The organism is Streptomyces sp. NPDC094147 (genome assembly GCF_044764265.1).
Taxonomy (GTDB): domain Bacteria; phylum Actinomycetota; class Actinomycetes; order Streptomycetales; family Streptomycetaceae; genus Streptomyces.
Map to the genome: position 1 here is coordinate 20,185 of NZ_JBIWHT010000008.1, position 18,923 is coordinate 39,107.

Annotated in this window: 18 protein-coding genes and 1 pseudogene; 10 read left to right on the forward strand and 9 right to left on the reverse strand. The window is 70.2% G+C overall.

The annotated features are described in order from the left end of the window. Positions 1-422 precede the first annotated feature (422 nt). Positions 423-1,022, reverse strand: a complete 600-nt coding sequence (locus tag ACIQ8J_RS14815) for an HD family hydrolase (protein ID WP_403272339.1) — start codon at positions 1,020-1,022, stop codon at positions 423-425. A gap of 19 nt (positions 1,023-1,041) precedes the next feature. Here ACIQ8J_RS14815 and ACIQ8J_RS14820 point away from each other — a divergent pair, with 19 nt between their 5' ends. From ACIQ8J_RS14820 to ACIQ8J_RS14835, 4 genes and pseudogenes are all read left to right on the forward strand, one after another. Then, on the forward strand, positions 1,042-1,257 hold the full coding sequence (locus ACIQ8J_RS14820; protein ID WP_403607820.1) for a hypothetical protein: 216 nt from the start codon (positions 1,042-1,044) through the stop codon (positions 1,255-1,257). Continuing rightward, a pseudogene (locus tag ACIQ8J_RS14825) lies at positions 1,254-1,523 on the forward strand (nucleoside hydrolase); the annotation flags it as partial. The gene ACIQ8J_RS14820 and the pseudogene ACIQ8J_RS14825, both read left to right, overlap by 4 nt. 29 nt (positions 1,524-1,552) lie before the next feature. Next, the gene (locus tag ACIQ8J_RS14830; protein WP_403607835.1) at positions 1,553-2,206 is read left to right on the forward strand and encodes a nucleoside hydrolase; all 654 of its coding nucleotides are present in this window, start codon (positions 1,553-1,555) and stop codon (positions 2,204-2,206) included. Positions 2,207-2,530: 324 nt separating this feature from the next. After that, positions 2,531-4,180, forward strand: a complete 1,650-nt coding sequence (locus ACIQ8J_RS14835) for an FAD-binding protein (protein ID WP_403272336.1) — start codon at positions 2,531-2,533, stop codon at positions 4,178-4,180. A gap of 68 nt (positions 4,181-4,248) precedes the next feature. Here the strand turns inward: ACIQ8J_RS14835 and ACIQ8J_RS14840 are convergent, their stop codons facing one another. After that, on the reverse strand, positions 4,249-5,223 hold the full coding sequence (locus ACIQ8J_RS14840; protein WP_403272335.1) for an aldo/keto reductase: 975 nt from the start codon (positions 5,221-5,223) through the stop codon (positions 4,249-4,251). A 346-nt stretch (positions 5,224-5,569) separates the two neighbouring features. Here ACIQ8J_RS14840 and ACIQ8J_RS14845 point away from each other — a divergent pair, with 346 nt between their 5' ends. Then, positions 5,570-6,484, forward strand: a complete 915-nt coding sequence (locus ACIQ8J_RS14845) for a TauD/TfdA family dioxygenase (RefSeq protein WP_403272334.1) — start codon at positions 5,570-5,572, stop codon at positions 6,482-6,484. A gap of 27 nt (positions 6,485-6,511) precedes the next feature. Here ACIQ8J_RS14845 and ACIQ8J_RS14850 read toward each other — a convergent pair whose 3' ends face one another. From ACIQ8J_RS14850 to ACIQ8J_RS14865, 4 genes are all read right to left on the reverse strand, one after another. Next, entirely contained in the window at positions 6,512-7,375 is an 864-nt protein-coding gene (locus ACIQ8J_RS14850; RefSeq protein ID WP_403272333.1) for an oxidoreductase, read from the reverse strand. Further along, positions 7,362-8,219 carry a helix-turn-helix transcriptional regulator gene (locus ACIQ8J_RS14855; RefSeq protein ID WP_403272332.1) on the reverse strand — a complete coding sequence of 286 codons (858 nt, stop codon included), beginning with the start codon at positions 8,217-8,219 and terminating at the stop codon, positions 7,362-7,364. Before ACIQ8J_RS14855 ends, ACIQ8J_RS14850 begins: the two co-directional genes overlap by 14 nt. A 403-nt stretch (positions 8,220-8,622) precedes the next feature. Continuing rightward, entirely contained in the window at positions 8,623-10,269 is a 1,647-nt protein-coding gene (locus ACIQ8J_RS14860; RefSeq protein WP_403272331.1) for an APC family permease, read from the reverse strand. A gap of 376 nt (positions 10,270-10,645) precedes the next feature. After that, complete coding sequence (locus tag ACIQ8J_RS14865; protein WP_403272330.1) at positions 10,646-11,029, reverse strand: ArsR/SmtB family transcription factor; 384 nt, start codon at positions 11,027-11,029, stop codon at positions 10,646-10,648. A 95-nt stretch (positions 11,030-11,124) separates the two neighbouring features. On the opposite strand from ACIQ8J_RS14865, the gene ACIQ8J_RS14870 reads away from it, so the two are divergent. After that, on the forward strand, positions 11,125-13,125 hold the full coding sequence (locus ACIQ8J_RS14870; RefSeq protein WP_403272329.1) for a heavy metal translocating P-type ATPase: 2,001 nt from the start codon (positions 11,125-11,127) through the stop codon (positions 13,123-13,125). Continuing rightward, complete coding sequence (locus ACIQ8J_RS14875; protein WP_403272328.1) at positions 13,122-13,541, forward strand: (2Fe-2S) ferredoxin domain-containing protein; 420 nt, start codon at positions 13,122-13,124, stop codon at positions 13,539-13,541. Before ACIQ8J_RS14870 ends, ACIQ8J_RS14875 begins: the two co-directional genes overlap by 4 nt. A 147-nt stretch (positions 13,542-13,688) precedes the next feature. Here ACIQ8J_RS14875 and ACIQ8J_RS14880 read toward each other — a convergent pair whose 3' ends face one another. From ACIQ8J_RS14880 to ACIQ8J_RS14890, 3 genes are all read right to left on the reverse strand, one after another. Continuing rightward, a complete protein-coding gene (locus ACIQ8J_RS14880) occupies positions 13,689-14,096 on the reverse strand; it encodes a TetR/AcrR family transcriptional regulator (protein WP_403272327.1) in 408 nt (135 codons plus the stop codon). Positions 14,097-14,199: 103 nt separating this feature from the next. Beyond that, positions 14,200-14,514 carry a cupin domain-containing protein gene (locus ACIQ8J_RS14885; protein WP_403272326.1) on the reverse strand — a complete coding sequence of 105 codons (315 nt, stop codon included), beginning with the start codon at positions 14,512-14,514 and terminating at the stop codon, positions 14,200-14,202. 73 nt (positions 14,515-14,587) lie between these two features. After that, positions 14,588-15,434 (reverse strand): IS5 family transposase gene (locus tag ACIQ8J_RS14890; RefSeq protein ID WP_403272361.1). Its coding sequence is split into 2 segments (ribosomal slippage): positions 14,588-14,998 and positions 15,000-15,434, totalling 846 coding nucleotides; the frame shifts between segments, so codons are not numbered across the junction. A gap of 695 nt (positions 15,435-16,129) precedes the next feature. Here ACIQ8J_RS14890 and ACIQ8J_RS14895 point away from each other — a divergent pair. The 3 genes from ACIQ8J_RS14895 to ACIQ8J_RS14905 are packed head-to-tail and all read left to right on the forward strand — an operon-like array spanning position 16,130 to position 18,916. Continuing rightward, on the forward strand, positions 16,130-17,422 hold the full coding sequence (locus ACIQ8J_RS14895; protein ID WP_403272325.1) for an alpha/beta fold hydrolase: 1,293 nt from the start codon (positions 16,130-16,132) through the stop codon (positions 17,420-17,422). Between the two features lie 45 nt (positions 17,423-17,467). Continuing rightward, complete coding sequence (locus ACIQ8J_RS14900) at positions 17,468-18,106, forward strand: MBL fold metallo-hydrolase (protein WP_403272324.1); 639 nt, start codon at positions 17,468-17,470, stop codon at positions 18,104-18,106. A 30-nt stretch (positions 18,107-18,136) separates the two neighbouring features. Further along, a complete protein-coding gene (locus tag ACIQ8J_RS14905; RefSeq protein WP_403272323.1) occupies positions 18,137-18,916 on the forward strand; it encodes an exodeoxyribonuclease III in 780 nt (259 codons plus the stop codon). Positions 18,917-18,923: the final 7 nt, after the last annotated feature.

An 18,923-nucleotide genomic window follows, 5' to 3' on the forward strand; every position in this document is an offset into this window, starting at 1 on the left:
CCGCCTCGCAGAGCGGCGACAAGCTGGCGGTCCTGGAGCAACTGGCGGTCTTCGTCGCGCAGATGGGCATGCAGTGGATCGGCGTGGGCGACATGCCGGGCAACAACTGGAGCGGTGGCGGCCCGCGACGATGTGAACCGGCTGGGCTCGCGGCTGGGTCTGATGAGCCAGAGCCACGCCGACCAGGGGCCGGAGCACGCCGGATCGTGCGGCGACCGGATGAACGCGGAGCGGTACGGCGAGCGGATCGCCCGGCTGACTCAGCGTTGGTCGTTGAGCCGGACCGTCAAGCGAAGCGCACAGCGAGGCCCCGGGCCCTCGTGGTCCCGGGGTCTCGTGCCGTCAGTGCTCCGGCGCGGGAAGGCCGGCCGCCGAGCATGCCTCCCCCGATGCCGCGCTCCCGGGAGGGGAGTTGGCGGCGGTCAGGCCGTGGGTGTGAGCATGCCTTGGGCCACCGCCGCGTCCCTGACTTCCTGGTACAGGGCGGTGAGGGTCTCGCTCACCTGGACGCGCGGCAGTTGGAGGCGGTCCAGTGCCTGCGCGTCGGCGCCGACGTCCTGCCAGCCCTGGCCGGTCAGGTAGCGCATGAGCGCGGGGTTGAGCCGGTCCACTCCGCGTACGATCCGGGCTTCGAGCGTTTCCCCCGCCTCGTACTCGTGCCACAGGCCGAGGAACTCGGTGCCGAGCCCTCCCGGCAGCGGTGAGAACCGGCGTTGGGCAACCTCCTCCTCGATCCGGGCCTTGTCGTCACCGGGCCGGCTGCTCCAGGCCGACGGGTCACCCGCTTCGATTTCCACGAGATCGTGCATGAGGCACATCTTGAGCATTTTTTCCAGATCGAGGCCGTGGCCACATTCTCGTTCGAACTCGCGGTGCAGGATCCAGCTGCCCAGTGCCAGGTGCCACGAATGTTCGGCCACGCTCTCTTTTCTGGTGGAGGTGGCATTGTTGTGTCGTTCCACTTCCCGCAGTCGGGCGGTGAACGAAATGAAGTCGAATAATTCCCGAAGACTACCGTCCATGACATTTGCCCTTCTTTTCGTGACTTTTACTTGGCTCCGCCGTCGAGAGGATCCCGAGGCGCCCGAGCCGCTCTACGAACCGCTCGCGTCGCTGCTGCGTGAACGGGCCCAGGAGCCCGGCGCCTGGCCGCCCCGCCTGGCCGACGCCGCCGCCTTCCGCGACGTGTCGCGCCACCCGGCGCGGATCAAGTGCGCGCTGCTCTCCTGGACGGCACTGCGGAAGGCGCTGTCATGAGCCAGCGCGTCATCCTGGACGGCGACTACGGAATCGACGATGCCCTGGCACTGCTGTATCTCGCAGGCACGGGCACCGTGGAGATCCTCGCCGTGGGCAGCGTGCACGGCAATACCGGAGCCGACAAGGCCGCGGACAACGCTCTCCACGTCCTCGGCCTGGCCGGGCTGCCGGACGTACCGGTGGCCGTCGGCGCCCGGCGGCCACTGGCCCAGGCGGTGCACCTCAGCTCCCTGGTCCATGGAGAGGACGGGATCGGCGGGCAGTTGCACCCCTCGCACATGACCGGCGGGTGGTGCGTGCGTCCGCCGCGGAACAACTGGTCCAGGTCGCCCGCACGCACCCGGGGGAGTGCGCGATCCTGGCCACCGGCCCGTGCACCAACCTGGCGCTCGCCCTGCTCATGGAGCCCGAACTGCCGTGCCTGGTACGGCACGTCGTGGTGATGGGAGGTGCCGTCGCCGAACCGGGCAACGTGACAACCGCGGCCGAGGCGAACGTCTACCACGATCCGGAAGCAGCCGAGATGGTCCTCTCCGCCGACTGGCCGGTCACCATGGTGACGCTGGACGCGACCATGAGCACCTGGCTGGAGCCGCCGGACCTCGATCGCATCGAGTCCGCCACCACTCCACCAGGTGCGTTCGTCCGGGCATCGCTACATCACTACCTGCGGTTCCACCGCGAGAACTACGGCCGTAACAGCTGCCCTCTGCACGACCCCTCCGCCGCCGTGGTGCTCGCGCACCCCTCGGTGGCGACCTGTGTGAACGCGCCGGTGAAGGTCGAACTGCGCGGGGAACACACACGTGGCACGACCGTGATCGACCGGCGTGACAACGCGGATCCCAAACCGTCGGGAACCCCCGACGCGCGGGTGGTCGTCGCGCTGGACCGCGACCGGGTAGTGCGAGAGGTGCTCGACACCGTGGTGGGCCCGCGGATCTGAGGCCATCCCGCGGCAGGCCGGCTGTCGTCCCCGCCCGACGGAGCGGGGACGACAGCGCAGCACCGGCAGGGGACCGGGACGCGGACTTCGGGACGGCGCCCCGGGTTGGTCAGGAGCCGTGACTGCGGCATGATGGGCCGTCAACAACACTGCAAGTAAAGGGAGTTGGCGTTCATCACGCTGACAGGCGCAGCGGTGTGGCCCCTCGGTCGTGCAGTGATCGGGGTGGGCACCGGACTGTGTCTGTACGCCGCCTCCTGTTCCTGAACGGCCGGTGACTCGGACAGGGCCGATCGTGGCGACCGGCCCGGACAGGACGTCGTGTTGAACAGATCGAACCTCAACCCGCTGAATCGGCGTGGGCTGCTGGCCGCGGCAGGCGCGGTGGCTGCGGGTGGCGCGGCCGCGGGTCTGGTCGGCCAGCCGGCTTCGGCCGCCGCGGCCGATACCGGCGCGGCGGGGGAGGAGAGTCGGTTCGGGCCGGTGACGGTCCGTCCGGGCGACACCCGGTACGACAGCCTGCTGCGCGGCAACAACTTCCGCTTCGTGGGGCGGCCGGACGAGATCCGTGTCGTCGGCTCGACCGGGCAGGTGGTGCGCGCGGTGACGGACGCCGTACGGTCCGGGCGCACCGTCGCGGTCCGCAGTGGCGGGCACTGCTTCGAGAACTTCACCGCCGACCCGGCCGTGCGGATGCTCCTGGACCTGTCACCCATGGACGCGGTCGGCTACGACGTGGCGCGTGGCGCGTTCGCGGTGCAGCCGGGAGCCACGCTCGGGCACGTCTACCGGACGCTGTTCAAGGGCTGGGGCGTGACCGTTCCCGCGGGCGGCTGCCCGGAGGTGGGCGCGGGCGGGCACTTCGCCGGTGGCGGGTACGGACCGCTGTCGCGCCGGTACGGATCGGTGGTGGACCACCTGTATGGCGTGGAGGTGGTGGTCGTCGGCCGGGAGGGCACCGTCCGCGCCGTGGTGGCGACGCGGGAGCCGGGCGACCCGCACCGCGACCTGTTCTGGGCGCACACGGGCGGAGGCGGCGGGAACTTCGGGGTGGTCACCCGGTACTGGCTGCGTTCCCCCGGGGCGAGCGGGAACGACCCGTCCCGGCTCCTGCCGCCCGCCCCGCGCGAACAGCTGGCCTGCCTGGTCACCTGGGCCTGGGACAGGCAGACGATGACCCAGCGGGCGTTCACCAGGCTGCTGCACAACTTCGGGACCTGGCACGAACGCAACAGCGCGCCCGGTTCGCCGTACGCGGGTCTGTACGCGATCCTCATCCCGACCCACAGCAGCGCGGGCGGCTTCCTGATGACCGTCCAGATCGACGCGGACATCCCCGACGCCCGGCGGCTGGTCACCGAGTTCCTGCACGCCGTGTGCGCGGACACCGGCCTCAAGGGCAAGGAGACCTGGCTGACGATGCCCTGGCTGCACCCGACCACCTGGCCGGGCACCGGCGAGCCCGGCAACGTCGGCACCCGCCGCTACAAGATCAAGGCCGGCTATCTGCACCGCTCGTTCACCGACGCTCAACTCGCGGCCGTCTACCGGAACTTGACCAACAGCACGGGCACGTCGGGCGGCGGCATGCTCCTCGTCGGGTACGGCGGCCAGGTCGGCGCCGTACCGTCGAACGCCACTGCCGTCGCCCAACGCGACGTGATCATGAAGGCCGTCTACCAGACGATCTGGTCCGACGAGTCCGACGACGCCGCCAACCTCGCCTGGGTCCGCAACTTCTACCGCGACGTGTACGCCGACACCGGCGGCGTCCCCGCGCCCGGCGCGGTCAGCGACGGCTCGTACATCAACTACCCCGACACCGACCTGGCCGACCCCGAATGGAACACCTCCGGCGTCCCGTGGCACACCCTCTACTACAAGGACAACTACCCGCGGCTCCAACAGGTCAAGGCCCGTTGGGACCCGCGCGACGTCTTCCACCACGCACTGTCGGTCCGACCGCCCACCTGATGCCGGCGCGGTCAGGGCCCATGACGCGCGGACCCCAGCGCCGATCCATGCTCCGCGAGCCTGTCCGGCTATTGCTCAAGGCGGGTCGTGTCGGGTGCGCGGGCGCCGGCGGCATGGCCCACTGCCGCGGCCGTGGCCCGTAACTGGCCGTTGGTCAGGCTCAGTTGGAGTGCGTCGATGTTCTCGCGCAGGTGGGTCCGGCGGCGGATGCCGGGGAGAGGGATGATGTCGGGGCCCTGGGCGAGGAGCCAGCCCAGCGCGAGCTGCGCGGGGGTGCAGCGGGTTTGTGCCGCGAGGGTCTGCAGATGGTGGGCGAGGTTCAGGTTGGTGGTGAGGTTGGAACCGAGGAAGCGGGGCTGCTGCCGGCGGATGTCGTCGTCGGCCAGCTGGTCCACCGTCGTCACGCGGCCGGTGAGGAGACCGCGGCCCAACGGCGCGTACGCGACCAGGGTCACCCCCAGCGCACGGGCGGTGGGCAGGATCTCCTGTTCCAGACCGCGGGTCCACAGCGAATACTCGCTCTGCAGCGCGGCGATCGGCGTCTGTGCGCAGGCGCGGCGCAGGGTGGCGGAGTTGACCTCGGACAGGCCCAGGTGGCGGACCTTCCCGGCGGTGACGAGTTCGGCCATGGCCCCGACTGTGTCCTCGATGGGGATGTGGGGGGCGCGCCGGTGCAGGTAGTAGAGGTCGATGTGGTCCACTCCGAGCCGTTTCAGTGATGCCTCGCACGCGCGCTTGGCGTACTCCGGGGAGGAGTCGACCCGTCGTGCTCTTGGGTCCCTGCCGCGGACGACGCCGAATTTGGTGGCCAGGAAGACCTCGTCCCGTCGTCCGGCGATCGCGCGACCCACGAGTTCCTCGTTCGTGTGCGGCCCGTACATGTCGGCTGTGTCGAGGAAGGCCATGCCGTGGTCGAGGGCCTCGTGGAGGGTGGCGATCGACTCCGCGTCGTCGGCGGGGCCGTAGAAGTCGGACATGCCCATGCATCCCAGCCCCAGGGCCGACACCCACGGCCCGCCGTGGCCCAGCTGCCGCACCTGCACGCTTCACTACCCCTTCCCGCGCTCCCCGGCGTGGAGAGCAGGGGCCCGAACCGCCGCTGCACGAGGGCGGGTCAGAGCCTTCCTGCCCGGGACCGGGCCGCCCTAGGGGGTGTCCGGTGGGTCATGGCCGGGGTCGCGGCGGCTGGCACGGCACCTCGCCGCGCTGCCGAAACGTCCCCATAGCTCCTCCCCCAAGGCCTCAAGGGCCAGGGGGGACCCCCATTGAAGACGCTCCGGCGCCTTGCGATGCACCGCACCAGCCGCCGCGCCCTGTCCGACCCTGACCCACCGGACACCCCCTAGCCTGAACCCTGGACGGGGCAGCGGCAAGTAGGGGTGGTGCGCTGTGGCAGGGACGGAGCACGGCTGGGACCAGCAGAGCTTCACCGGTACGGAGTCCTGCACCATCGACTACGACCGGGACCACCGGGCGCTGGCCCGGCGCCTGTGCGAACGTCTGGACCACGGCGACGGCTTCGCCGTGGTGACCGGCGTCCCGGTCCGCTCAATGACCACCACGCAAGCCCAGGAACTGGCCGCCGCGCTGTGCCGGCCCCTCGGCGGCCTCCTGCGGCAGGGCAGGGGGAGCGATACGGCCATCACCTGGCTGGTCCGGGACGAGGGCGTCTCCGCCTACACCGACGGCCGAAGGTTCACCGAGGGCGCCTACACCTCGAAGTCCCGCGGCGATCTCCACCTGCACAACGACACCGCGGTGACACCCTTCGGCGCCGAACCCGACTACATCGCACTCCTCGCCCACCGTGCGGCCCGACGGGGCGGTGACTCCCTCCTCGCGGACGCCGTCACCGTGCACCGCGTCCTGGCCCGCGACTACCCGCGCGAACTCGCCCTCCTCCACACGCCCTTCGCCTTCGACCGGCGTCACGTCACCCCGCCCGGTCGGCAACCGGTCGTCTGGGGTCCGCCCTTCGACGCGGCGGCCGGCCGCATCCGCGTACGGTGCAACGTCCGACGCATGCGCAGCGCCTACGACCTGCTCGGCGAACCTCTGCCTCCGGAACGCAGCGCCGCGATCGACGCCCTGGACGAAGTCCTCACATGCCCCGGAATCGCGATCAGCATCCCACTGGCGGAAGGGGACTGCCTCCTCGTGGACGACCGGCGCATCCTCCACGGCCGGACCACCTACGAAGACCACGAGGATCCGTCCCGCCGCCGCTGTCTGGTCCGCGTCATGGTCCAGAAGCACCCGGCGGAGAAGACGTCCACCAGGATCACCGCGGGATTCTCCGGGTAGGACGCTCGGTCATATCTGTGCTGCGCGCTATGACCCTGTGGTGTGCTCCACGGGGAAGTCGGCGCTGAGAGTCACCGCCCGCCACCCGTCGAAGCTGGTTTTGAGGGAGTCGAGCTTGGCGGTGGCGATGTCGTACGCGGCCTTGCCCAACAGCAGCCGCAGCGGCGGCTGTTCGGCCGTGACGGCGTTGATGACGGCTTGTGCGGCGCGTGCCGGATCTCCGGGCTGGTGGCCGTGAGTGGCCAGGGTGCCGGCGCGCCGTGCGCCTGCGGTGAGGGCGTAGTCCTCGATGGTGGTGGCCGACTGGCGCATGGAGGGCCCGGACCAGTTGGTGCGGAATGCGGCAGGCTCGGCGATCGTCACTTTGATGCCCAGGGGAGCAACCTCAGCGGCGAGTGACTCGGAGAGACCTTCTACGGCGAACTTGGTGGCGTGGTAGTAGCCGGTGGCGCCGAAGCCGACCAGGCCGCCAAGGGAGGAGATGTTCACGATGTGGCCGACGCGACGGGCGCGCATGCCCGGCAGGACGGCCTTGGTGGTGCTGATCAGGCCGAAGACATTGGTGTCGAACAAGGCGCGGACCTCGTCGTCGTCGCCTTCTTCGATGGCGGCGAGGTAGCCGTAGCCGGCGTTGTTGACCAGTACGTCGATTCTTCCGAAGGCCGCATGTGCCTCGGCGACCGCTTTCGCGATCTGCTCGGCGTCGGTGATGTCCAGCGCAACGGTGAGAGCGCGGTCCTCGTGCCCGGCGACCAAGTCGGCGGTCTCGCGCGGATTCCGGGCGGTGACCACCGCCCGCCATCCGCGTTCCAGCACGGCGGTGGCCAGCGCCCGGCCCAGGCCGGAGGAGCAGCCGGTGATGAACCAGACAGGGGTGTCAGAGGAGGCCATGCGGGAGGTGTCCTTCGCTTGGAATGTCGTGGAAATCGGTGAGCGTGAAGCTGCCCAGCAGGGCCAGTGACTGTTCGGCTGCGGTGCCGGGTTCGGCTCGGTAGACGACAAGGTGCTGGCCGGGGGCGCTGTTGACGGAGAAGGTCTCGAAGCCCAGCGTGAGGTCGCCGACCAGCGGATGGCGGAACCGCTTGGCCGAGGCCGTCTTGGCTCGTACCTCGTGGCGCGCCCACATGCCTGCGAACTCGGGGCTACGGAACGACAGTTCGCCGGTGAGTTCCTTCAGCCGCGGATCGCCCGGGGTGGGATGCGCGGCTCGTAGCGCGGCCACGCACCCCTGCGCGACGACGTCCCAGTCCCGGTAGAAGTCCCGGGCGCCGGGCGTGAGGAACATTGCTGTGATCAGACTCGTCTCGCTGCCGAGCCATGAGAACAACGCCTCGCCCAGCGGGTTCACGGCCAGCAGGTCGAGATACCGGCCGTAGACCAGAGCCGGTGTGTCCGCCCAGGCGTCCAGCAAGGACACCAGTTGCGGGCCCGCGTACTGCGGAGTGTGCGGGGGCCGCCCGTGCGGGGGCGGATCGACCAGCGCGCGCAGGTACGCGGCTTCCTCGCCCTTCAGCAACAGGGCGGTTGCCAGCGCCCGCAGGACCTGGGGCGAGGGATTGCACTCACGTCCCTGTTCCAGCCGCACGTAGTAGTCCGTGCTCACCCCGGCGAGGACCGCGATCTCCTCGCGTCGCAGACCCGGAGTACGGCGCGCTCCGGCGGGCATCCCGTGGTCCTCGGGACGCACCAGTGCACGCCGGGCCCGTAGGAACTCACCCAGCCGTTTCGTGTGCATGCCGACCAACGTACGGGCAGGCGCCGCGAAGAGGGTGGCCCTGCGGCACCCACTCTGATGACGGCTCAACAGCTGTCGCAGGCCGAGCCGGCCGTGACCCCATCGGTCGAGGAGGGGGTTGGAGAGGTAGGAGCGCCAGCGATGTCATGGGCGGAGCGCGGCGCGCTGACCGGGAAGAGGAAGAACCGGATCCGCTCGCGCAGTAGGGCGGGGCCCTGAGGGGCGGCGAAATGATTTTGCTGACGCCCCTCTCCCGTATCGTTCCGCGGTCCCTGCCTGAAGGCCAGACGACCTGGACGCTGCGGTAGGGGGAACCGCTGTCCGCCTTCGACGTCGTGCAGGAGTGGTGTCGCGGACGTCGGTGACATGGTCGGCCGGGCGTACGGCAATCCGCAGACGGCGTTCAGTGGATGTCGGCCTCCTCCGGGACCACCACCTGATCGATCATCTGCTGGATCTTCTCGGTCGGCAGGGCCACCGCGAGCGCCCAGTAGTAGATCGCGAGGCTGAACGCCGCCACCGCGAGCATGTCCCACCACAGCGGGAACCATGGGTGCGTCAGCGGGCCGAAGTCGCTGGCGTAGACGATCAGTCCCATGCCGATCAGATACACGGGCAGCCACTGCGCTGCCCGCAGATCGAGCTGAGGCGTGATCGGGTTCATCTTGAACACCCGGTTGGCGATGAGGATGACGTAGCCGATGAGGATCGCCACGCCCAGCTTCCAGTCGGTCTGCCATCCCGACCACAGGATCAGCAGGTTGGCGACGACGAAGGCCAGAGGCGACATCCAGGACCCGCCGGGCAGACGGTAGGGACGGTCGGCGTTCGGCAGGCGGTTGCGGAAGACACCGAAGGACAGCGGCGCACCGGCGTACATGAGCACGCTGGCGCTGGTGATCAGCCCTACCAGCGACTGCCAGCTCGGGAACGGCAGGAAGCAGATGCAGCCGGTCACGAACGCGGCGATGAGGCCGGGCCAGGGAACACCGCGCCGGGTGGTCTTCTCGAAGACCTGCGGCACATAGCCGTTGCGGCTGAGGCCGTAGGAGACTCGGGAGGACCCGGTGATGTAGATCAGGCCCGTACCGGCAGGGGAGACCACCGCGTCCAGATAGAGGACGGTGGCCAGCCAGCCCAGGCTGATGAGCGTGGCGAGCTGGGCGAACGGACCGGTCAGGGTGTTGAACGCGGCGGTGGTCCAGGTGCCCTGGACCTGCGAGGCGGGGAGCGCTGCGAGGAAGACGACTTGCAGCAGGATGTAGATGATCGCGCCGATCACAATGGAGCCGATCACCGCACGCGGAATGTCGCGTTTCGGGTTCGCGCTCTCGCCGGCGAGCTGGTCGGCCTGCTCGAAGCCCAGCAGCGCGAAGATGATGCCGCTGGTGGAGACCGCGCCCAGGATGCCCTTCGCGCCGTAAGGGTTGAACCCGTTGGCGGCTGTGAAGTTGCTTCCGTGGAACTGGATGATGGCGAACACGAAGATCGTCAGCAGCGGGATGCCGACCTTCCACCAGGTCGCCGCGCTGTTGGTACGTGCCAGCAGCCGGATGCTGAGGAAGTTGATGGCGGTGATGACCGCCATCAGCACGATTGCGACGGCGATCCCGGAACCGGTCAGCAGGTCCTGGCCGCCCTTGATCTTCAGCCAGCCTTTCGCCCAGGAGTAGTGCTGGCCGTACGTGATCATCGCCAGCACCTCGATGGGTGCGACCGTGGCCGCCTGCAGCCAGGAGAACCATCCGAACGACGCTCCGGCGGCTCCGCCGAACGCGTAGTGCGGGAAGCGGGCTGTGCCGCCGGAGACCGGATACATCCCGCCGAGCTCGGCGTGCACCAGAGCCAGGATCAAGATCGCGACACTGCCGATTCCCCAGGAAATGATCGCGGCCGGCCCGGCCACTCCCAGCGCCTTCTGCGCGCCGAAAAGCCAGCCGGATCCGATGATCGACCCCTCCGAGGCCCAGATCAGCCCCACAAAGCCGATCTCTCGCCTCAAGCCGGGATGGCCGCTGTGCGTGACGGGTGCCGCTTCGGATACGCCCATGGCCCGCACCCTTCATTCAAGGTGAGGTACATCACAAGCGTATCGCTAGTCGGCGGGACTCCGTGAGGTCTGTCGCGATGGTGGGGTCGTGCTGGGCAGGGGCTGGTGGCGGGTGTGCAGACGCCTGTCCAGCACCTCAGGGTGCCTGCGTCGCTGGGCCAATGCTCAGTTCCTTCCTCGCCTGTCCGCAGTCGTGCAGGGGTGCACGAGATGCCGAAGGCATGGCCTACAGGCGGCGAAGTGAGGTGAGCGGGCGCCGGTGCCGTGGAAGGCGAGGCGGTGCGGGGCGGACTGTGGCGGGGGCCCCGTCGTCGGCGTTCGGTTTGGAGCCGATCGGCAGGAGGTTCTGCGCGTATCCGTCAGTGGCCGGGGGTGGTCAGGGCGCGGCGGCTGCCAGGTCGGTGTCGGCGGGGGTGTCGTGCAGGCCGAGGCGTAGGTGTTCCACGTGGTAGAGGGCCTGTTCGAGGAGTTCGGCGACGTGGTTGTCGTAGAGGCTGTAGATGATGGAGCGGCCGTGTCGCTCGCCGGTGACCAGGCCGAGGTTGCGCAGCAGGCGGAGCTGGTGGGAGCAGGCGGACTGTTCCATGCCGACCGCGTCGGCCAGTTCACCGGCCGCGCAGGGGCCCTCCTGGAGGTGGGCGAGGATCCGAAGTCGCGACGGGGTGGCCAGCGCCTGCAGCGTGGCGGCGACGTCACCGGCGCCCACCGCCTCCAGCCGTTCGCGCGGGGTGGTGGTTTTGTCGTCGACTCCGTGACCCATGACGCCATCCTACAGATTACGAATGAAGAGGTATTCATTCATTCCTGTACGGTGGAGGTGTTGCAGTCCCCACGCCCGTGAAGGGTCTCTTTGTCATGCCTTCTGCCCTTACCGAACGCCCGGCTCCGGTTGCGGCCACGGCCGCGCGCGGCGCGGCCGCCCCCAAACGCCGCACCCGTGTGTTCGCGCTGGCCGAGGCCCGCTGGGCCGCAGCCGCCCTGCTGCTGTTCCTGATCGCGCTGCCGCTCCAGCTGACCGGCGCACCGGCCTGGGCGTGGGGGCCGCTGTACGCCCTCAGCTACGTCACGGGCGGCTGGGAGCCGGGATGGGAGGGCCTCAAAGCCCTCAAGGACAAGACGTTGGATGTGGATCTGCTGATGGTCGTCGCCGCGATCGGTGCGGCGTCCATCGGGCAGGTGATGGACGGCGCGCTGCTGATCGTCATCTTCGCCACCTCCGGCGCTCTGGAGGCGGTGGCCACGGCCCGTACCCAGGACGCGGTCCGCGGCCTGCTCGACCTCGCGCCGGTCACTGCCACCCGCCTTGGGGACGACGGCAGCGAGGAGACCGTTGCCACGGCCGATCTGGCTGTCGGGGACACCATCCTCATCCGTCCCGGCGAGCGGGTCGGCGCCGACGGCCGCGTGCTGGACGGGGCCAGTGAAGTCGATCAGGCCACCATCACCGGCGAGCCCCTGCCGGTCGCCAAGGAGGCCGGCGACGAGGTGTTCGCGGGCACCCTGAACGGCGCCGGCGCGCTGCGGGTCAAGGTCGAGCGTGATGCCTCCGACTCGGTGATCGCCCGGATCGTGGCCATGGTCGAGGAAGCCTCCGAAACCAAGGCCCCCACCCAGCTGTTCATCGAGAAGGTCGAACAGCGGTACTCCCTGGGCATGGTCGCCGCAACCCTGGCCGTCTTCGCGATCCCGCTCGGCTTCGGCGCCGACCTCACCAGCTCGCTGCTGCGCGCCATGACCTTCATGATCGTCGCCTCGCCGTGCGCCGTGGTCCTGGCCACCATGCCGCCGCTGCTGTCCGCCATCGCCAACGCCGGACGCCACGGCGTTCTGGTCAAGTCCGCCGTCGTCATGGAACGCCTCGGCCAGATCGACTCAGTCGCCCTGGACAAGACCGGCACCCTGACCGAAGGCACTCCCCGCGTCACCGACATCCGCCCCCTGGCCGGCAGCAACGTCGACGAGGACAGCCTGCTTGCCCTCGCGGCAGCCGCCGAGCACCCCAGCGAACACCCCCTGGCACGCGCCATCGTGGACGCCGCCCGCGAACGCGGCCTCGCCATCCCCGAGACGCGGGACTTCAATTCCGCCCCCGGCATCGGAGTGACCGCCACCATCAACGGCGCCGCCATCGCCGTCGGCGCCCCGGCGAGGCTCCTCAACAACGCCACCGACCCGTGCTCCGCCCGGACCGCGGCCGTCGCCGAGGAGCTGGAGTACGGCGGCCGCACCGCCGTACTCGTCGAACGCGACGGCATCCCGGTCGCAATCCTCGGCATCGCCGACCGGCTCCGCCCGGACGCCGCCACCACCGTCGCCGCCCTGAAGGCGCTGACCGGCACCAGCCCACTGCTGGTGACCGGCGACAACCCGCGCGCCGCCGCCCGCCTCGCGGCCGAGGCCGGCATCGTGGCCGACGACGTTCACGCCGGGCTCCTGCCACAGGACAAGGTCGAAGCGGTACGGCGCCTGGAGGCTCGTGGCCGCAAGGTGCTGGTGATCGGCGACGGCGTCAACGACGCCCCGGCACTGGCCGCCGCCCACACCGGCGTCGCCATGGGCCGCGCCGGCTCCGACCTCGCCCTGGAAACCGCGGACGCCGTCATCGTCCGCGACGAACTCGCCACCGTCCCCAAGGTCGTCGCCCTGTCCCGTGCGGCCCGCCGTCTGGTGGTCCAGAACCTGGTCATCGCCTGTGTGTTCATCACCGGCCTGGTCGTCTGGGACCTCGTGGCCACCCTGCCCCTGCCTCTCGGCGTCCTGGGCCACGAGGGCTCCACCGTCATCGTCGGCCTCAACGGCCTGCGCCTGCTGCGCGACGCCGCTTGGAAGCGCGCCGGCACCGACGGTGTCCAGTGAGCAAGCGCACCCGCCGGGCCGCCTCCGCGCCGAAGGCGGCGACGGGGGCCGCCCGGCCCACCGTGACCGTGTGCCGGGGCTGCTGCTGCGGCACCTCGGCCAAAGTCCCGCACCTGGACCACGAAGCCCAACTCACCGACCTGCGCACCTCGTTGGCAGGAGTCGCCCTGGTCCGGCGCACCGACTGCCTGGACGCGTGCGAGCGCGCCAACGTCATCGTCATCCAGCCCTCCGCCGAAGGCCGCAACGCCGGCGGCCGGCCCGTCTGGCTCGGCCAGGTCAACAACCCGGACGCCGCTGCTGACATCACCGCCTGGGTCAAGAACGGCGGACCCGGCCTCGCCGACCCACCCGACATCCTCGACCTCTACACCTTCCAGCCCTCGCGCCGCGTCCGACACGAACTCGACGACTGATTGCCCAGTTGAGCGCATCCGGCACGGCACATGCCGATACCCCGTGCCCGCGCCACGCCTGCGGAATCCGCTCGTTCCTCAAGGGGGCTGCTGACCGTCAGGTCGGCGGGGTCCCGTGATCGCCCGTCAGTGCTCGGCGTATGCCGGTCAGGCCGTACTCGAAGGCCCGGTCGACGTCGCCGCCGAGCCGGAAGGCGCCGTTGGTTCCATCTCGATGAAGCCGGTGACCCAGGCCGTCACCAGACGCGCGGCGTCGAGCGCGTCCTGTTCCCCCGCGAGTTCCCTGGAGGCGCGCAGTAGCGGGCCGACTGCGCGAGTGAGGGCCTGAGGTGACGCGTGCGCGGACTGCACCAGCCGGAAGCCCGCGGGCCGTGCCCCGGCGAATTGCCGGTAGCGGCGTGCCAGTTCCTCAAGCGAGCCGTCGGCCGACTCCAGTTGAGCGGCCAGGTCGTCGATGATGGCCTCGGCCACGGCAGCCAGCAGGGCCGTGCGGTTGTCGACGTGCTTGTACAGCGACGGCGCCCCCACTCCCACTCGCTCGGCGACGCGCTGCATCGTCAATCCCTGCTGGCCGCCCGCCTCCAGCAGGTCGCGGCCCGCGGTGACGTCACTCGTTGCAACGACGGTCGGGGGCCACTCGGCGAAGCCGTTGGGGACTTCACAGCAAGCCGGGCTCCTGCCCGGCAGTGAGCGGGAAGTAACCAAGGAAGGTCACGTTCTCGTCCAAGGCGTCGAAGTGCGCGATGGGAACCCCGGCGGGCTCGAAGAACACATCGCCCGGACGCAGAATCACCTCGGCCTCGCCCTCGACCTGGAACAGGACCGAGCCCTTGACGATGCTCCCGAATACCGGCCCATCGTGAACATGCCGCCCCGCGGGGTGCCCCGCGAGAATGTGGATGCGCCTCACCTCAACCCGCTCAGTCGCCAGTGCCACTGGCAGCCGTCCGTCCAGCAGCACCTCGCGGGTCATCGGTTGCTCAGGGGGTCGGGGCACTTCCCATGATCGAATCCTTCTACGCCTCGTGATCAAGCCGGGCGTGAGTCTACGAACCACACATGTGGCCATACGCGCCGCCCCGGCAGGAGAGGACCTTCTTCAGCCGCCTCCAGCAGATGAGGCCGCAGCCCAACGCGAGGAAGGCGTCGCGGAGTTCGAGGCGCCGTTCCCATCGGACGGCGAGGCGTTTGAACTGGTGGAGCAGGGCGAGGGTCTGCTCGACGACGAATGGGGTCTCCCCTGCTCGAGCGAAGCCGAGAGCTTGGGGATGCAGCTTGCCCAGACCCTTGATGTTCGGGGCGCCTCCGCGGGAGATCACCGGCGTGATCCGACGCTTGCGCAGTTCACGGCGGACGGCCCGGGAGTCGTACGCCTCGTCGCCCGGCACGGCGCCGGGGCGCCGACGGGGATGGCCCGGACGCCCGGCCCCCGGCGGGATGCCGTCGACCAGGGCCGGGGGTCTGCGTGATGTCGTTGACGTTCGCCGCGGTCGTGACGATGTGGAGCGGGGTGCCCTTCGCGTCGCAGGTCGGGTGGTGTTTGCTGCCCGTCTTGCGCGGGTCGACCGGCGACGGCCGGTCGCGGCGCCCCCCTTTTTTCGCGCGGACGTGGGAGCCGTCCACGCAGGCGCGGGACCAGTCCAGCTCGCCCGCCGCGTTCAGTTTCGCAGGCAGGATGCGGTGCAACTGCTCGAAAACCCCCGCCTGTTGCCAGCGGTCGAGACGTCGCCAGCAGGTCTGCCCGGAACCGAACCCCAGCTCCAGCGGTAGGAACTGCCACGCGATGTCCTGGTGCAGGACATACGGGATCCCCTGCAAGCACAGCCGGTCCGGCACCGGTTTCGGCCCCGGCGACCGCTTGGGCCAGGGCGGCAGCAGCGGCTCGATCAGCATCCACAAGTCGTCGTCCACGATCCACGGCCGAGTCGTCACCACCCACCCGAACGGTCAGATCGTCACAACAGTCACGCCCAGCCTGGAACGTTCGGCAAGATCCTGTTACGAGCCCGTAGGGCGCGAAAAGAGGAGCGAAAAAGCTGTCGGCTCTGGTGCTGGCCGCCCTCAAGGCGTTCAGGGCTCTCCAAGCGGAGCAGGCGTGAGCCCCGCGGGTCCACCAGCCGAGCGACTTGCCGAGCCGCATGGCCAGCAGGATTGAGGTGGATCTGGAGTCCGGCTGCTGGCTGTGGACCGGTAGCAGTAACCGGGAGGGCTCATCCGGCTACGGTCAAGTCTCCTACCAGGGGAGGACAGACCTTGTTCACCGTGTGGTGTTCAAAGCTGCTGGTGGGCGAGATTCCCGAAGATTTCCAGGTGAGTCACACCAAGCCTCGGCCTCGCCACCACGCTCGATGCTGCAACCCGAACCGCCTGGAGGCCGTGACCGGGAGCAAGGTCTTGCTCGCAGAGGCTGGGGGAGAGCGCGAGCCGAGGGGACTCACCTGCGACACGGGAGGAGTACGTGCTGGAGAACACATACCTGGACCTCGGGTGGGTTCGGCAGTGCCGGACTTGTCGCCGTGAGCGGGACAGGGCCCGCTTGCTTCACCCCGGCGATGTGACATCTCGTGAGAGATGAGAGGGTCGGGCGGGTGAGCGAGACACCGAAGAACACCCTGCAATACCGCGTTGACGGGCCAGAAGACGCTCCTGTCCTGATCTTGGGTCCCTCACTGGGTACCACATGGCACATGTGGGACCGCCAGATACCCGAGCTGGCCGGCCAGTGGCGGGTCGTCCGCTATGACCTGCCGGGTCACGGCGGCGCCCCCGCCCAGGCGGCCGACTCCGTCGCCGAGCTCGGTGACCGCCTGATCGCCACGCTCGACGGACTCGGCGTCCAGCGCTTCGGCTACGCCGGCTGCTCCATCGGTGGCGCGATCGGTGCCGACCTGGCCCTGCGCCACCCGCACCGGGTCGCCTCGCTGGCCCTGGTGGCCGCCTCGCCCCGGTTCGGCACCGCCGACGAGTTCCGCCAGCGCGGCGTGATCGTCCGCACCAACGGCATGGACCCGATGGCGCGCTCCGCGCCCGAGCACTGGTTCACCGCCGCCTACGCCGCCGCCCAGCCCGCGATCGTGGAGTGGGCCGTGCAGATGGTCCGCACCACCGACCCCGCCTGCTACGTAGCGGCCTGCGAGGCGCTCGCCGCCTTCGACATCCGCGCCGAGCTCGGCCGGATCGGCGCCCCCACGCTCGCCCTGGTCGGCGCCGAGGACCGGGTGACCGGGCCCGGCGAGGCCCGCACCCTGGTCGCGGGCATCCCCGGCGCCGGCCTCGCCGTGGTGCCCGGCGCCTCCCACCTCGCCCCGGTCGAGCAGCCGGGCGCCGTCACCGACCTTCTCGTACGCCACTTCTCGACGTCCTGGCAGGCTGTGCTCGATTCGAGTACGGGGCACACCGCGATCCCCGCACTCCCCGCCGTACCGGCGCCCCTGGCCCCCCTCTCGCCTCCGGTCCCGGCCGAGGCGCCCCCGGCCGCGGTCGAACCCGCCGCCGCGAGCCCGGACCCGTACGAGCTCGGCATGAAGATCCGCCGCGAGGTGCTCGGCGATGCCCATGTGGACGCCGAGACGGCCGGCGCCGACGCGTTCGGCACCGACTTCCAGCAGCTCGCCACCCGCTACGCCTGGGGCGAGGTGTGGTCCCGGGACGGGCTCGACCGGCGGACCCGGGCCGTGGTGGCCCTGGCCGCGCTGACCTCGGGCGGCCACCTGGACGACCTCGCGGCCCACACCCGGGCCGCGCTGCGCGCCGGGCTCACCCCGGACGAGATCAGGGAAGTGCTGATCCAGACCGGCGTGTACTGCGGCGTCCCGCAGGCCAGTGCCGCGTTCCGGGTGGCGGGCGCGGTCGTCCGGGAGGAGACGACGCCCCGCGGATGACCTGATCCCGTGCCTGTCCGCGCCGCCGGGAGCAGGATGGGGGGCATGACCTTGAAGCTGACCAAGAAGACCCATGCCTGCATCCAGCTGGAGAAGGACGGCCGGACCCTCGTCATCGATCCCGGCACCTTCAGCGAACAGGACGCGGCGCTCGGCGCCGACGCGATCCTGGTCACCCACGAGCACCTCGACCACTTCAACGAGGAGCGGCTGCGGACCGGCCTCGAAGCCAACCCGGCCGCCGAGATCTGGACCCTGCGCAGCGTCGCGGAGAAGATCTCGGTGGCCTTTCCCGGCCGCGTCCACACGGTCGGCCACGGCGATGCCTTCAGCGCGGCCGGGTTCGACATCCAGGTGCACGGCGAACTGCACGCCGTGATCCACCCGGACATCCCGCGCATCACCAACGTCGGCTATCTCGTGGACGGTTCGGTCTTCCACCCCGGCGACGCGCTCACCGTCCCCGACCACGCGGTGGACACCCTGATGCTTCCCGTGCAGGCGCCCTGGAGCAAGATCTCCGAGGTGATCGACTACGTGCGCGAGGTCAAGCCGCGCCGGGCCATCGACATCCACGACGCCCTGCTCACGGAGCTCGCCCGGCCCATCTACGACGCGCAGATCGGCGGCCTCGGCGGGGCCGACCACGCCCGTCTCACGCCCGGGGACTCGACCGAACTGTGACTGTCACAGCCGGGCGGTAGGTTGGGATCCATGCGCATCGCCACCTGGAACGTCAACTCGATCACCGCCCGGCTGCCCCGCCTCCTGGCCTGGCTGGAGGCCACCGGCACGGACGTGCTGTGCATCCAGGAGACCAAGACCACCGCCGAGGGCTTCCCCACCGCCGAGCTGCGCGAGCTCGGCTACGAGTCCGCGGTCAACGCCACCGGCCGGTGGAACGGGGTGGCCCTGGTCTCCCGGGTCGGCCTCGACGACGTCGTGCCCGGACTGCCCGGCGGCCCCGACTACGAGGGCACGCAGGAGCCGCGCGCCATCTCGGCGACCTGCGGCGGGGTCCGCCTCTGGTCGGTCTACGTGCCGAACGGCCGCGAGGTCGAGCACGACCACTACGCGTACAAGCTGAGCTGGTTCGAGGCCCTGAAGGCGGCCGTCGCCGAGGACGCCGCGGGACAGCGGCCGTTCGCGGTGCTCGGCGACTTCAACGTGGCCCCGACCGACGAGGACGTCTACGACCCGAAGGTCTTCGAGGGACTGACGCACGTCACCCCCGCGGAGCGCGCCGCGCTCGCCGCGCTGCGCGAGGCGGGCCTGTCCGACGTGGTGCCCCGCCCGCTCAAGTACGACCGTCCGTACACCTACTGGGACTACCGCCAGCTGGCGTTCCCCAAGAACCGGGGCATGCGCATCGACCTGGTCTACGGCAACGAGCCGTTCGCCAAGGCCGTGCAGGACAGCTACGTCGACCGCGAGGAGCGCAAGGGCAAGGGCGCCTCCGACCACGCTCCGGTCGTCGTGGACCTGGAGGTCTGACCCGGGG